Origin of the sequence: Gordonia sp. GONU, from assembly GCF_024733855.1 — a bacterium.
Taxonomy (GTDB): domain Bacteria; phylum Actinomycetota; class Actinomycetes; order Mycobacteriales; family Mycobacteriaceae; genus Gordonia; species Gordonia amicalis.
The window spans coordinates 34379-46672 of the sequence record NZ_JANRHB010000003.1 but is presented as its reverse complement, the minus strand read 5'-3'; the positions used below and the strand labels follow the sequence as shown (position 1 = coordinate 46672).

Annotated in this window: 10 protein-coding genes; 4 read left to right on the top strand and 6 right to left on the bottom strand. The window is 68.6% G+C overall.

Features of this window, described 5'->3' with window-relative positions:
- Window positions 1-75: 75 nt before the first annotated feature.
- On the bottom strand, window positions 76-678 hold the full coding sequence (locus tag NWF34_RS03850; protein WP_258324271.1) for a hypothetical protein: 603 nt from the start codon (window positions 676-678) through the stop codon (window positions 76-78).
- Between the two features lie 162 nt (window positions 679-840).
- Window positions 841-1716 carry an exodeoxyribonuclease III gene (locus NWF34_RS03845; RefSeq protein ID WP_258324270.1) on the bottom strand — a complete coding sequence of 292 codons (876 nt, stop codon included), beginning with the start codon at window positions 1714-1716 and terminating at the stop codon, window positions 841-843.
- Window positions 1717-1784: 68 nt separating this feature from the next.
- On the opposite strand from NWF34_RS03845, the gene NWF34_RS03840 reads away from it, so the two are divergent.
- Window positions 1785-3446 carry a sigma-54-dependent Fis family transcriptional regulator gene (locus NWF34_RS03840; protein ID WP_024497653.1) on the top strand — a complete coding sequence of 554 codons (1662 nt, stop codon included), beginning with the start codon at window positions 1785-1787 and terminating at the stop codon, window positions 3444-3446.
- A 27-nt stretch (window positions 3447-3473) separates the two neighbouring features.
- On the opposite strand, the gene NWF34_RS03835 is transcribed toward NWF34_RS03840, so the two are convergent.
- Entirely contained in the window at window positions 3474-4649 is a 1176-nt protein-coding gene (locus tag NWF34_RS03835; RefSeq protein WP_258324269.1) for an HPP family protein, read from the bottom strand.
- A 259-nt stretch (window positions 4650-4908) separates the two neighbouring features.
- On the opposite strand from NWF34_RS03835, the gene NWF34_RS03830 reads away from it, so the two are divergent.
- Together NWF34_RS03830 and NWF34_RS03825 are read left to right on the top strand one after the other, a co-directional pair.
- Entirely contained in the window at window positions 4909-6405 is a 1497-nt protein-coding gene (locus NWF34_RS03830) for an aldehyde dehydrogenase family protein (RefSeq protein WP_258324268.1), read from the top strand.
- 53 nt (window positions 6406-6458) lie between these two features.
- Window positions 6459-7577: an NDMA-dependent alcohol dehydrogenase gene (locus NWF34_RS03825; protein WP_258324267.1), complete on the top strand. Its 1119-nt coding sequence runs from the start codon at window positions 6459-6461 to the stop codon at window positions 7575-7577.
- Here NWF34_RS03825 and NWF34_RS03820 read toward each other — a convergent pair.
- The gene (locus NWF34_RS03820) at window positions 7561-9726 is read right to left on the bottom strand and encodes an FUSC family protein (protein WP_258324266.1); all 2166 of its coding nucleotides are present in this window, start codon (window positions 9724-9726) and stop codon (window positions 7561-7563) included. The two genes, NWF34_RS03825 and NWF34_RS03820, sit on opposite strands and share 17 nt — an antisense overlap.
- A 56-nt stretch (window positions 9727-9782) precedes the next feature.
- Between NWF34_RS03820 and NWF34_RS03815 the strand changes: the two genes are divergently transcribed.
- Window positions 9783-10397, top strand: a complete 615-nt coding sequence (locus tag NWF34_RS03815) for a Pr6Pr family membrane protein (protein WP_258324265.1) — start codon at window positions 9783-9785, stop codon at window positions 10395-10397.
- A gap of 8 nt (window positions 10398-10405) precedes the next feature.
- On the opposite strand, the gene NWF34_RS03810 is transcribed toward NWF34_RS03815, so the two are convergent.
- Both NWF34_RS03810 and NWF34_RS03805 read right to left on the bottom strand, forming a co-directional pair.
- On the bottom strand, window positions 10406-11083 hold the full coding sequence (locus NWF34_RS03810) for a TetR/AcrR family transcriptional regulator (RefSeq protein ID WP_096274598.1): 678 nt from the start codon (window positions 11081-11083) through the stop codon (window positions 10406-10408).
- Between the two features lie 3 nt (window positions 11084-11086).
- Window positions 11087-12259 (bottom strand): acyl-CoA dehydrogenase family protein, encoded by a 1173-nt coding sequence (locus NWF34_RS03805; protein ID WP_006434732.1) that lies wholly within the window; start codon window positions 12257-12259, stop codon window positions 11087-11089.
- Window positions 12260-12294: the final 35 nt, after the last annotated feature.

Here is a 12294-nt window from a genome sequence, read left to right as displayed (position 1 = left end):
ATATGACCCGGATACGACACCGCCCCCGGTCCGAGGCCATCGGACCGGGGGCGGCAGCGTGTCGATCCGAGTCGACTACGGGGTGTTGAACCAGGCGACGACCGACGGCCACGCCTTCGGGTTCGACTCGCCGTAGCCGATGTAGGCACCGATGAACGCACCGACGCCGGCGCCGATCCAGCCGAAGACGATGAAGCCGATGAGGCCACCGACCAGCGTGTACAAGGGTGTGTTCCCCCGCCAGCCCTTGTTCAGTTCCGCCCACATGATGTCGTAGCGCTGCTGCTTGGTCAGGCGCTGCTTGGCCGCCTTCGTCTCGGCGGCGTCGAGCACAGCCCGGAAGTCCGTTCCGACGACCGGAGTGAGGGTGACCGACGACTTGTCCGCGCTGACCGCGGCGCGCAGCGGAACGGTGAACCCGTCCATCTGTCCCGAGAGCGGCATCGACGAGACAGTGCGACCGCGACCGTCGAGGATCTGGAGCGCCCCCGCCGGGCTGACCACGACGCTGCCCCCGCGCACGTCGACGATCACGCTCTTGTGGTCCGCGGCGATCGCCGCGGACGCCGTCGGGAGTGCCACCGTCGCCGGTGCCGCGTGTGCCGTCGCAACGGGGACGGCGACGAGTACTGCACCCATCATGGCCAGCGCCATGATCCCTGCCCTGAGGTGCTTCATGTGTGAATTCTCTTTCTCACGAGGATCTTTGGCCCGTGCTCGGGCCGCGGTGATCATATCGGAGTAGAGACAGGTTGCCGCAATCGTCTCAACAGGCCAATCCCGTGTGCGCACCCGACGAATCACGTTGCGGCGCAGCAGATGTGAAAACAGTGAGCGGGATCACTCCGGCGTCTGGGGGAGTTTCACCTTCGAACCACCGCGCCTGGCCGGATTCGACGGGGGCGGGACCACCGGGCCGATGTCCCCGTCGGGGGCCTCGTCGAGGTCGACGATGACCGGCGCATGATCGCTGGGTTTGCTGCCCTTGCGCGCCTTGCGGTCGATCCAGGCCGCCTCGACCCGGCCGGCGGCGGACTCGCCGGCCAGGATCAGGTCGATCCGCATGCCGAGGTCCTTGTGGAACATTCCGGCACGGTAGTCCCAGTAACTGAAAACCCGGTCGTCCGGCCAGCGGTCACGGACGACGTCCCGCAGACCCAGAGCCGCGAACTCGGCGAGTGCCGCCCGTTCCGGCGGGGTGACGTGCGTGTGCCCGACGTAGGCGTCCGGGTCGAAGACGTCGGCGTCGGCGGGAGCGATGTTCATGTCGCCGCAGAGAAGCGTCGACGACGGGTCCGTGACCGCGCGCACGAGAGCTGCCAGCCACTCGAGCTTGTACGTGTAGTGATCGGAGTCCGGGGTGCGGCCGTTGGGCACGTAGAGCGAGTAGATGCGCAGGCCGCCGCACACCGCCGAGACCGCCCGCGCCTCCAGCGTCTCCGGGCTCGGGTAGCCGGGCATGCCGTCGAATCCGATTCGCACGTCATCGAGCCCGACCCGCGAGAGCAGGGCGACGCCGTTCCACTGCCCCTGCCCCGCATGCGCGATCTCATAACCGCGTTCGGCGAGATCGGCGCCGAGCGTCTCGTGGAATGCGGCATCGGACAGCTTGGTCTCCTGCAGGCAGACGACGTCGGGACGCCGTTCGTCGAGCCACGGCAGCAGGCGCGGAATCCGCTGTTTCACCGAGTTCACGTTCCAGGTCGCGACGCGCATGGGCCCACGGTAGTACGACCCACCGACGCCGCTCCGGCCCGGGAGCCGGGCTTTCCTTCGTCGGTGATGTGTGTCACGTTGGTGTCATCGACACTCTCTCGTTCCGGCCCGATCGAACGCCACACCGCCCTGTCATCGAGCACTCGTGGCGACGGTCGGCGCTGTCGGGAGTCAGGCCGGAGGACAACACCCCCGCCCGCCTCCGGGACATCGGATCCGCCGATCCGCTGCTCGATGCGGCGCGCCCCGTCCTCGACGACGCCGCGGCCCGTCTCGCCGACACCGACGTGTCGCTGCTGCTCGTCGACCACGAGTGCCGCATGGTCACCCGGGTGGCTTTCGGGACGACCGTCGAACGCCGGCTCGATGCGATCGGTGCGACGCCCGGTGTCCCGTTCGGCGAGGACATCGTCGGGACCACCGCGCTCGGCACCCCCGCCGAGACGCGCGGCGGTGTGATCGTCAACAGCACCGAGCACTACCTCGAACAGTTCCGGACGATCAGCTGCTTCGGCCAGCCGATCATCCATCCCGCGACCCGACGGCTCGCGGGGATCATCTGCATGTCCGAGATCGCCGACCGCATCAACCCGCTCGCGGTGCCGGTGGTCAACGGCATCGTCGCCGACATCGCGGACCGGTTGCTCGACCGATCCCGTGCGCACCAGCGACGCGTGCTCGACGCCTTCCAGCGCGCCGCCCCACGTCGCGACATAGCGGTGGCCGCCATCGGCGACGATCTGCAACTCACCAATGCCCTGGCCGCCGAGCTGCTCTCCCCCACCGACATCGGCGCACTCCGCGTGATCGCCACCGATCCCGCGCTTCGTACGACGACGCTGCCCCTCACGCTCGTCTCCGGGGCGGCGGTCGAGGTCGCCGTCGAACCGGTGGCCGGTACCCGCGGGGCCGCACTGTTCCGCTTCCGCGCCCTCAGCACACCGACGACGCCGACGCGGTCCACTCCGGTCCGGCCGTCACGCACGACCGTCGCCGTCTCCGGTGAGCCGGGCACCGGACGCACGACGCTGGCTCTCGAACTTGCCGCCGAATCATCGGACGAGTCCGGCCGAGCCGTGGTCGTCGACGTCGCCGACGAGTTGATCAACGGTCGGCAGCCGGATGTCGCCGGTCAGCTCGCACGAGCTCGATCGTCGGGGGTCCCGCTGGTGATCGACGGTGTCGACCTGCTCGACGACCGGTCGATCGCCCTGGTCACGCGGGCCACGGCATCGACCCCGGCGGCGGCGCCGTTGATTCTCGTCAGCGGTCCTCGCGCGCAGGCGGGTCCCGCGGTCGCGGCGCTGCTCGGCCGGTGCGCAACCCGCATCGATCCCGCGCCACTGCGTCACCGGACCTCGGAGCTCGCGGCCGTCGCGAGCGGCGTCCTCGGTGAGATCGATCCTGAACTCACGCTGTCCGGACCGGCGACCGACGCCCTGCTCAGCCAGGACTGGCCCGGGAACTTCACCGAGCTGATCGCGGTCCTGCGGGAGGCCGCGGCGTCGTGCCGGGAGCGGGCGGCACGCGTGATCGAAACCGCGGATCTCCCGGCCACCTACCGGACGACGAGTCGGGCGGCCCATCTCTCCGGACGAGAACAGGCCGAGCGAACGGCGATCGTCGACGCGCTCGACCGAGCGGGCGGCAACAAGGTCCGCGCCGCCCGGGACCTCGGGATCAGCCGCACCACGTTGTACGCGCGGATGCGAGCACTCGGGATCCAGTAGGGGCCGCGATGTGGCCGGGCCGGTACGTCAGTCGACGAGCGGATCGGCCAGCGTGTGTCGTGCTAGCGGATCGGCCAGCGTGTGCCGTGCGAGCGCGGCGATGAGGTCGGTCTGCGTGACGATGCCGACCAGCAGGTCCCCTTCGAGCACCGGCACGGCACCGCATCCGCTGTCGGCGAGCATCGGCAACAACGCGGTCACCGGCGCGTCCGGCGCCGCGATCGGCAGCGTCGTGTCCATGACATCGGCGGCCGTCAGGACGCTGCCGTCCCGGCGCAGCAGCCGGGCGAACATCCGGTCCGATCCGCGCGCCGAGCCCACGCGAAGGCGGGAGACGAGATGGATCTGGAAGACGACACCCAGGAACCGGCCGCCGCGCGTCACCACGGGCAACGAGGTGAAGCGGTGGATGTCGAACATCTGCGCCAGGTCGGGAAGTGTCGCGTCCGGTCCCACTGTCACCAGATCCCCGGACATGACGTCTCCGGCGACGAGCGGGTCGGCGCGATGGCCCGCAGCCTGGAGTTCGGCCGCCCCGATGAGTCGTGCGAGATCGGCGACACCGAGATTGAGGGACTGGCTGTACCGGTTGAGGATGTCGGTCAGCTCGTCCTCGTCCAGTCCGATCCGCGCGGTGGCCGACGACTCGTCGTCGAACCGACGGTACGGATACCGGCGTCCGGTGACCCGTGCGTATCCGACCGCGAGCACGACCAGCGCGATCGTCCCCACGGCGACGGGGGCCAGGGCGAACCGGAACCCGAGCGCGTGGACCACGTCCGGGCTGAGCCCGGCGGTCATCGCGACGGCGCCGCCGGGCGGATGCACTGCGCGACAGACCACCATGGCGAGGACCGCCACACCGACTGCGAGCGGGACGCGCAGCTCACTCGGCGACACCAGCAGGGTCACCACGACGCCGGCGAACGCCGACACGGTGTTGCCGACGACCGCCGACCAGGGCTGTGCGAGCGGACTGTTGGGCGCGGCGAACATCAGGACCGCCGACGCCCCGAACGGTGCGATCAGGAACAGACCCGTCCGCAGATCGACTTCGGACGTCGCGAGCACGAGTCCGACGAGCCCGAGACCCAGCACCGATCCGACTCCGGCACGTACCGCCTCGCGCAGCGACACCGACGTTCCCGGCGGTCCCACCGACTGCAGCGCACCGCGAAGACGATCGGCCATGCGCGCTGCCATCGGTTCCCTCTCCGGATGTGGAGGCGGCGCTCGCCACCCCCGGACACGCTAGCGACGGCGCCGGACGCACTTTCCGCGACCCCGGATCACCGCATCCGTCCACGACGAGGTGAAGGTGTTCAGTTTCTGGACACGGCGACCGCCCCGATCGGTGGCAGAAATGAGTCAGGTCACAGCTATGACCCAGATCACCCTGACCGGCTCGTCTCGACCCGCTCGCCTCGCCACCGGCGTTCGAGCACTTTCCCAGGAGGTACCCATGACCGCAGTCGCCACCGACCTGCTCCCGAAGGTCCGCGACTTCATCGGCCACGACCGCCCGATGCTGATCGGCGGTGAATGGGTGTGGTCGGCGTCCGGCCGCACCTTCGAGACCATCGACCCCGCCACCGCCCGTCCCCTCACCTCGGTCGCTCACGGTGACGCGACCGACGTCGACCGCGCGGTCCGCGCCGCCCGCGAGGCCTTCGACTCCGGACCGTGCACGCGGATGAAGCCGAACGAACGCGAACGGCTGCTCTGGCGCGTCGGCGATCTGCTCACCGAACGCGCGGCCGAGTTCGGTCAGCTCGAAGCACTCGACAACGGCAAGGCCGCGACCATCGCGACCGCCGTCGACACCGCCTGGGCCGCCGACATCTTCCGCTACAACGCGGGCCTGGCCACCAAGATCACCGGTTCGACGGTCGACGTGTCGATGCCGTTCGTGCCGGGTGGCGAGTTCCACGCCTACACGCTGCGCGAACCGGTCGGGGTGTGCGGGTTGATCGTCCCGTGGAACTTCCCGCTGCTGATGGCCGCCTTCAAACTGGCGCCGGCGCTCGCGGCGGGCAACACCGTCATCCTCAAACCCGCCGAGCAGACTCCCCTCACCGCACTGCTGCTCGGTGAGATCTTCGACGAGGCGGGCTTCCCGCCCGGCGTGGTCAACATCGTCACCGGATACGGCGAGGCAGGCGCCGCCCTCGCCGCACACGACGACGTCGACAAGATCGCCTTCACCGGTTCCACCGAGGTCGGCAAGAAGATCGTCGAGGCGGCGAAGGGCAATCTCAAGAAGGTGTCGCTCGAACTGGGCGGCAAGAGCCCCAACATCGTCTTCGCCGACGCCGACTTCGAGAAGGCGGTCGCCGGATCGGTGGCCGCGTGGATGTTCAACCACGGCCAGTGCTGCGTCGCCGGCACCCGGTTGTTCGTCGAGCGTCCGATCTTCGACGACTTCACCGCGGCGGTCGCCGAGGCCGCATCCCAGGCGAAGATCGGCCCCGGCCTCGATCCGGCCACCGAACTCGGACCGCTGGTGAGTCAGGAGCAGTTCGACCGCGTGTCCGGCTACCTGGCGGCCGGACTCGCCGACGGTGCGCGCGCATTGACCGGCGGAAAGCGTTGGGGCGATGAGGGATTCTTCATCGAGCCGACCGTGTTCGTCGACGTCGAACCCGACTTCTCCATCGTGCGCGAGGAGATCTTCGGACCGGTCGTCGCCGCGCTGCCGTTCGACGCCGACACCGGGGTCGCGGCCGCGGCCAACGACTCCATCTACGGTCTCGCGGCGGGCATCTGGACGACCGACCTGTCGAAGGCGCACCGGACGGCTCGCCAGATCAAGGCCGGATCGGTGTGGGTCAACCAGTACAACGGCTTCGACACGGCGATGCCCTTCGGTGGCTACAAGCAGTCGGGCTGGGGCCGCGAACTCGGCTCCTCGGCCATCGACCTCTACACGCAGACCAAGGCCGTCAACATCGCGCTGTGACCGGCCATCCCTGATTCACACCAGAGTTCCCATCAAGTGCAAAGGAGCACGTCATGACACTCACCACCAAGGCCGCCGTTCTCACCGCCCCCGGAAAGCCCTTCGAGATCGTCGAACTCGATCTCGACGAACCCCGCGAGGGTGAGGTCCTGATCAAGTACACCGCCGCGGGCCTGTGCCATTCCGACCTCCACCTCACCGACGGCGACCTGCCGCCCCGCTACCCGATCGTGGGTGGTCACGAGGGCTCCGGGATCATCGAGGCCGTCGGACCCGGTGTGACCAAGGTGAAGCCGGGTGACCACGTCGTGTGCAGCTTCATCCCCAACGGCGGCACGTGTCGTTACTGCTCGACGGGACGACAGAACCTGTGTGACATGGGCGCGACCATCCTCGAGGGTTCGATGCCCGACGGCACCTTCCGATTCCATTCGGGCAAGGATGATTTCGGCGCCATGTGCATGCTGGGCACGTTCTCCGAACGCGCCACCATCTCGCAGCACTCGGTGGTGAAGGTCGACGACTGGCTGCCCTTGGACAAGGCCGTCCTCGTCGGCTGCGGCGTGCCGTCGGGCTGGGGGACCTCGGTGTACGCCGGCGGCGTGCGAGCCGGTGACACGGTGGTCATCTACGGCATCGGCGGCCTCGGCATCAACGCCGTCCAGGGTGCGGTGTCGGCCGGCGCCAAGTTCGTCGTGGTCGTCGACCCGGTGGACATGAAGCGCGACGCCGCACTGAAATTCGGTGCGACGCACGCCTATGCGGACCCGCAGGAGGCCGCCGCCAAGGTCAACGAACTGACGTGGGGTCAAGGCGCCGATCAGGCCCTGATCCTGGTGGGTACGGTCGACGAGGAAGTCGTGTCGAACGCGACGGCCGTCATCGGCAAGGGCGGCACAGTGGTCATCACCGGTCTCGCAGATCCGGCCAAACTGACCGTGCACGTGTCGGGCACCGACCTCACCCTCAATCAGAAAACGATCAAGGGCAGCCTGTTCGGCTCGGCCAACCCCCAGTACGACATCGTCAAACTGCTCCGTCTCTACGATCAGGGCCAGCTCAAGCTCGACGAGCTGATCACCACCACCTACACCCTCGATCAGGTCAACGAGGGCTACCAGGATCTCCGTGACGGCAAGAACCTCCGCGGGGTGATCATCCACGGCGAGTGACACGGTCGGAGCTCGCCCGGGGGACTCGACCCCGGGCGAGTTCGCGTGTCCGCAGTCCGGTCCGGGCCGGGACGGCCGCCGATCCCATCCGGGACACCGACTCGGCGATCCGCTCGACCTGCCGTGCCGGCGTGGGATCGGCCGGAGCGGTCGCGGCGCGGGGGTCGGGCACCGGTACGGCCGCCGTGGTTTCCGCGCGCCGGTCCGGGTGCTCGACGGCCGACAACGTGGCGGCGACCGCGTTCCGCAGTTCCTCGAGCGCTCCATCATCGGCGTCCGAGTTCGGCGGAGTCGCTGTCCGATGGTCTTCGGACAACCGGTTCCCGACCACCGACCAGGCGAGTCCGCGCGCCTCCCTGGTGGTGGCGCGCAGCTCTGGTCGGAGACGGCGGACCATTGCGCGGTGGGTACGACTCAGGGCGAAGATCGCCGACGCCGCGGCGTCGAGAATGGCCGCTTCCGCGGCGTCGAGCCTGGACGCGGCCGCCAGTACCGCGTCGGGTCCAGACGGACCCGACTCATTTGTCGAAGATGGTTGCGGCACGGCGTGATCGGAACCCCGTCGCAGAGCCGCCTCCGCGGTGTCGACCAGCGCATCGAAGTAGGCACGCAACTTGGTGTCGAGGACCGGCGTCGTCGGTGAACTGAGAACGAGGAACGCGGCGGCCGAACCCACGAGAGCACCCGCGAGCGTCTCCTCGACCCGCCACTCGATCACCTGCCGGTCGAGCACGCCGAGCAGATCGAAGGTCGTGGTCAGCAGGATGGTGATGAACAGGATCGTCCACGTGTAGGAGATCGAGGCGAGGTAGAAGGCCAGGAACACCGAACAGACGATGATCGCGTACTGCACCGGTGGGTGATGGCCGATGAGGTACACCGCCACCACTCCGACCACGAGTCCGACGATCGTGCCCTGGACCCGCCGGACCGCCTTGGTGAGAATCGCTCCGCGCGTGGCCATCCCGTTGAAGACCATGAACGCACTGAGGACCGCCCAGTACCATCGGCTGGCCGAGATGAGTCCGCCCACGCCGACGGCCACCGACGTGGCCACCATGACCTGCAGGGCGAAGCGGGTCGTGTCGGGCCGTGCCGCACGGTGGACGGGCTCCGCCGGCGGCACATCGACTGTCGCGGACATCGATCGTCCACCACGTAAGTGTGGCCGGAAGGTGATGGCCCGCAACTCGATCGTCGCGTCGACCGCTGTCCCGATCGCCTCGATCGCACTCCGGGCGCCCGCCGACCCGGCAGCCGGGACCGTCTCCCCGGTACCGGTGCTCTCGACGACCTCCTCGACCGACCGGGCGCGCAGAACCTGCCGTAACCGTCCCACCTCGTGGAGCACTCGGACATCGGTGCGGTTCAGCGACACCCCGTAGGCGGATTGCTCACATGCGAGCTGTGTCACCGACATCCGCTGTGCGAGCGTCGACGCACCGACGTCCACGTACCGCTCCGTCCCGTAGTGGTGCTGCCAGTCGGCGACGACGCCGGTGGCCGCCGCCAGACGGGTGACCGCGGCGGCCAGCCGATCCGGACCGGTCGTCGGCCGGGATGCGAGGCGCAGCAGGTCGTCGGCGCAGACCCGGACGCCGCGCAGCGCGCGGGCCAGCTCTCCGGCCGGCCGGTCCCGGATGAGGACGAGTCGCACGAACAGCGCACTGCAGACGGCGATGACAACGAGTCCGGCCAGTACGGGGAACTCGGCCATCCCGGCGTTCATGACCACTCCGAAGAAGAAGGTGAAGAAGCCGAAGAAGCCGAGGGCACTCCCCCGCGGTCCGTACCGCGTACTCCAGGCCGCGGCGCCCGCGACCATGATGAACGCGACGGCGCGCGCCGCCGGCCACGGGTGCATCAGGCACGCCAGGGCGCCGGCGGCGAAGCCGGGGATCAGCAGCAGCAGGGTCGTGGCGATCCGCGCCCGTGACGTGGTGTCCTTGACCGCGCCGACGGTCGCCCACAGTCCCAGGAACCCACCGCTGAGTTCGGCAGCCGCGGGTAGGTCCACGAATGTACGGAGCACCAGAACGGCCGAGGCCGCGATCGCCATGGCCGAGGCACCGCGTGCAGCCTTCCGGAGTCGCGCCGCGGCGGGATCGCGCGTCGTGAACAGAGCGGTCGGTGCAAAGGGCGGCGCCATGTCCGAAATCATCGCATTGACCGAATCGGCGGGACGAAGAGTGCTTGAATCACCGTGTGACAGCGACCTGGTGGATTCGTGTACTCCGTATCTCGTTCGCGGCGCTCGGCACCTCGGCACTCATCTATCAGGTGATGGTCCGCCTCGACGACCCCGACTTCACGCTGTGGAACTTCTTCTCCTACTTCACGGTGTTGAGCAACATCGCCGCCGCGGTGGTCCTGCTCGTCGGTGGACTGCTGGCCCCCACCGGTCCCGCCTGGGAGTGGCTCCGCGGAGCGGTGACCACCTGCATGGTGATCACCGGAATCGTGTACGCGCTGCTGCTCAGCGGGGTCGATGTGGACGTCACCTACGGCTGGGTCAACGACGTGCTGCACCGCATCATCCCCCTGGTGATGCTGGTGGACTGGATCCTGGTGCGCGCCAGGCGGCTTCCCGAACGCAGTTGGCTCACCTGGCTGGCCGTCCCGCTGGTGTACGGCGTGTACACCCTGATCCGCGGACCCATCGTCGACTGGTACCCGTATCCGTTCATCGATCCCCGTGGGCAGGGCTATGTCTCGATGAGCATCTCGCTGGTCGTGGTGTTCGTCGGGATGGCACTCATGTCCTTCGGCGTCTGCTGGGCCGGAACCCGAGGCAGGTCCCACGACGAGGTCGCCGCCTGAGGCGGTGATCAGGGACGGGAGTCGACGCCCAGCGACACGGCGATCTGCTCGCACCAGGTGTCGACCACCTGGGCGCGTCGTGTCGAATCATCCGACAGAGTGTCGGCGAGACCGAGTCCGCGAGCGAAGTCGAGTGTCGCCTGCACGAGCCGGTGGCCCTTCTGGTCATCGGCCGAGACACCCATCGCCGCCATCGTCCGCTGATGGGCGGCCCGGGCGAACTTCGCCTCGAGGGGCAGGATCAGTGTGCGCAGCGCAGGGTCGGACGCTGCCGCGGCCCACACCTGAAGTGCTGCCTTGAATTCCGTGCCGGTGTACACCGCCACCGCGCGCTGGACCGCGGCGCTCACCCGTGCCGGGGTGATCGCCTCGTCGGGGCCGGGTGCCTCGATCTCGCTGCCCGCCGCCGCGGTCAGGTCGTCGAAGACCTGCTCGAGCGCAGCGGTGATGAGCGCTTCACGCGTCGGGAAGTGATGTTGGGCAGCACCTCGCGACACTCCGGCACGTTCGGCGACGGCAGCAACCGTGGCGGCCGCCCATCCGTCCGCCGCGAGCACGTCGACCGTGGACCGCAGCAGTCGCTCACGGGTCAGACGTGAGCGTTCCTGCTGCGGGCCACGCGAATTCGACGACCCGGCATTCGATGACCCCGGGTTCGGGGACACTGCCGTGGACACCGGCGTCACACCTCAGTACGACTTGGGAAGGCCGAGGCTGGCCTGCGCGACGAAGTTGAGGATCATCTCCCGGCTGACCGGCGCGACGCGGGCGATACGGACGAGGCTCAGCATCGGCGCGATACCGTACTCGGAGGTCAATCCGTTCCCGCCCATCGAGTGCACGGCCTGATCGACGATCTTCACCGCGGCCTCGGCCGCGGCGTACTTCGCCATGTTCGCCGGCTCGGCCGCGCCCCAGTCGTCGCCCGCGTCGTACATCGTCGCGGCCTTCTGCATCATGAGCTTGGCCATCTCGAGCTCGATCTTGCCCTGCGCCAACGGATGGGCGATGGCCTGGTGCGCACCGATCGGCGTCTTCCACACCGTCCGTTCCTTGACGTACGACACCGCCTTGTCGAGCGCGAACCGGCCCATGCCGACCGCCGACGCGGCGGCCATGATCCGTTCCGGGTTCAGCCCGGCGAACAGCTGACTGAGTGCTGCGTCCTCGTCGCCCACGAGTGCGTCGGCCGGCAGCCGGACGTCGTCGAGGAACAGTTGGAACTGCTTCTCCGGGTTCTGCAGTTCCATGTCGATCATGGTGTAGGAGAAGTTCTCCGCATCGGTCGGCACGATGAACAGCGCCGGCTTGAGCTTGCCGGTCTTGGCATCCTCGGTACGCGCCACGATCAGGACCGCCTGGGCCTGGTCGACTCCCGAGATGTAGACCTTCTGGCCGGACAGCAGCCAGTCCGCGCCGTCACGACGAGCGGTGGTGGTGATGTTGTGCGAGTTCGACCCGGCGTCGGGTTCGGTGATACCGAACGCCATCGTGATCGAGCCGTCCGCCAGTCCGGGCAACCACCGCTGCTTCTGCTCGTCGGTGCCGAAGCGCGCGATCACATTGCCGCAGATTGCCGGTGAGACCACCAGCATCAGCAGTCCGGTGCCGGACGCGGCGATCTCCTCCATGACGATCGCCAGCTCGTACATGCCGGCTCCGCCGCCGCCGTACTCTTCGGGAAGGTTGACCCCGATGAAGCCGAGCTTGCCGGCTTCCTGCCAGAGTTCGTCGGTCTTGCGTCCCTCACGGGCGCACTGCCGGAAGTACTCCTGGCCGTATTTGGCCGCCAGACCGGCCACCGCGGAACGCAGTTGGGCGCGTTCCGGGGTTTCCACGAAGGGGTTGTCCAGGGTTGTCATCGCGTCGTTCCCTCTCGGTCGTGTCGGTTCGGATG

Excerpts from the sequence above, each read along its gene's own strand:
- NWF34_RS03850 (WP_258324271.1), bottom strand. The coding sequence starts at position 678 with ATGAAGCACCTCAGGGCAGGGATCATGGCGCTGGCCATGATGGGTGCA.
- NWF34_RS03845 (WP_258324270.1), bottom strand. The coding sequence starts at position 1,716 with ATGCGCGTCGCGACCTGGAACGTGAACTCGGTGAAACAGCGGATTCCG.
- NWF34_RS03835 (WP_258324269.1), bottom strand. The coding sequence starts at position 4,649 with ATGGCAGCGCGCATGGCCGATCGTCTTCGCGGTGCGCTGCAGTCGGTG.
- NWF34_RS03830 (WP_258324268.1), top strand. The coding sequence starts at position 4,909 with ATGACCGCAGTCGCCACCGACCTGCTCCCGAAGGTCCGCGACTTCATC.
- NWF34_RS03825 (WP_258324267.1), top strand. The coding sequence starts at position 6,459 with ATGACACTCACCACCAAGGCCGCCGTTCTCACCGCCCCCGGAAAGCCC.
- NWF34_RS03820 (WP_258324266.1), bottom strand. The coding sequence starts at position 9,726 with ATGGCGCCGCCCTTTGCACCGACCGCTCTGTTCACGACGCGCGATCCC.
- NWF34_RS03805 (WP_006434732.1), bottom strand. The coding sequence starts at position 12,259 with ATGACAACCCTGGACAACCCCTTCGTGGAAACCCCGGAACGCGCCCAA.